The 1,813-nt window shown below is 65.5% G+C and carries 2 protein-coding genes; both read right to left on the reverse strand.

What is annotated here, in order from left to right:
• Window positions 1-268 precede the first annotated feature (268 nt).
• A complete protein-coding gene (locus DBR10_RS12955) occupies window positions 269-961 on the reverse strand; it encodes a winged helix-turn-helix domain-containing protein (protein ID WP_108505549.1) in 693 nt (230 codons plus the stop codon).
• A 7-nt stretch (window positions 962-968) separates the two neighbouring features.
• Window positions 969-1,813, reverse strand: an 845-nt coding sequence (locus DBR10_RS12960) for a sensor histidine kinase (protein WP_233243402.1), incomplete at its 5' end; no start/stop codon positions are given.

Consider the following 1,813-nt stretch of genomic DNA (forward strand, 5'->3'; position numbering starts at 1 on the left):
AGGTCCGCCATCCCGGACCGCGACGAAAACGAAATGTGCCGAGACGGGTCTTGTAGAAGTTTTTCAGGGGTCTGTTCCGTCGGATCCTCTCACCGCTCGATCAAGCCCCACGGAGACCGTTGCGTCTGAAGGGGAGTCGGGATCGAGTCATGAGCTTCAGGGGTCTCCTACGCCTTTGCCGCGTCGGAACAAGGTCGGTTCCGCGACTTTTTGGGCCGGGACCCGCGTCATGCGCCGATCCGGGTGCCGCGCACTGCAAGCCGGAGCGTCATTCGGCCAGAAAGCGGTAGCCGACCCCCGGCTCGGTCTCGATGATCTTCGGCTGTGATGGATCCGCCTCGAGCTTCTGGCGGAGCTGGCCGACAAAGACGCGCAGATATTGGGTGTCGGTGGAATGGGCACTCCCCCAGACCGCGACCAGCAGGTCCTTGTGGGTCAGCAGCTTTCCGTGCCCGAGCGCCAGACGAACCAGCAGGTCATATTCCTTGGGCGAGAGCTTCACGATCTCTCCGCCGCGGGTCACCCGCCGTTTCTCGATATCAATCTCGACAGCACCGGACCGGATGGGCCCCGGAGGAGCCTGGGCCGACACCCGCTGGCGCAGCGCAGCCCGAAGGCGCGCCAGCAACTCCCCGACGCCGAACGGTTTTTCGAGATAGTCGTTGGCCCCGTTGTCGAGCGCCTTGATCTTCTCGGCCTCACGGTCACGCGCCGAGAGGATCAGGATCGGACCGTCATAGAATTCCCGCGCCCGCAGCAGCACGTCGCCGCCGTCCATGTCGGGCAGGCCCAGGTCGAGAACCACGGCATCCGGAGACCACAGTGCAATCCCGCGCAGCCCTTCCTGCCCACCATCGGCCCTGAGGGGTTCATATCCTGCAGCATCCAGCGCCGGGCCTAGGAACCGGTGGATCTGGGGCTCGTCATCGATCACGAGGATACGCTGTCGCAAGGCACTCATGGAGTCATCATAGCAGGTGGTGCGGCGTGGCAACCGCCTTGGGGACGCTGATCAGGATACGGGTCCCCTTGCCGTCGCGGATAGGACTGGCTGCTGCAATCCGCCCGCCCATCGCATCGATGAAGCCCTTGGCAATGGACAGGCCCAGACCGGCACCCTGGCTGCGGTCGCTCGGCTCCTCCATGCGCCGGAACTTCTCGAAGACCCGCTCGAGTTCGGCGGTTGGAATGCCCCGCCCCTCGTCCTCCAGACTGATCACCACATTGGCGCGATCCTCATAGGCGGCCATCTCGATCCGGGTGCCAGGCGGGCTGTAGGCGATCGCGTTCTCGAGGATATTGACGATGGCCTGCTCCAGCAGACCGCCATCGACGCGCACAAGGCTGAGCTCGGCCGGATAGTCCCGGGTCAGGACCCTGTCGCCGAGCCGTCGGGTCACGCGGCCGGCAGCCGCCCCCAGGACATCACGGACATCCGTCCAGTCGGTCCGCAGCCGCAGGGCTCCGCCCTCCAGACGGGTCATGTCCAGCAGATTGCCGACATACCGGTTCAGGCGTTCGGCTTCCTCGCGGATGCTCACGACCAGGTCGTCCCGAACTTCGGTCGTGAGGGTCTTGCCATAGTCGATCAGCGTGGATGACGCGCCCAGCACGGTAGAAAGCGGGGTGCGCAGGTCGTGACTGATGGAGTTCAGCAGCGCCGAGCGGAAACGGTCGGCCCGCCGGAGCGTTTCGGTTTCAACGGCCTCCGTCGCCAGTTCCGCCCGCTCGAGGGCGACAGCACCCTGCTCCAGCAACGCCAGAACCAGCCGCTCCCCATCAGACCCCGGGGTCATCCCCCCCGCCTCGATGC

Source organism: Caulobacter sp. HMWF025 (assembly GCF_003060965.1).
Classification (GTDB): Bacteria; Pseudomonadota; Alphaproteobacteria; order Caulobacterales; family Caulobacteraceae; genus Caulobacter.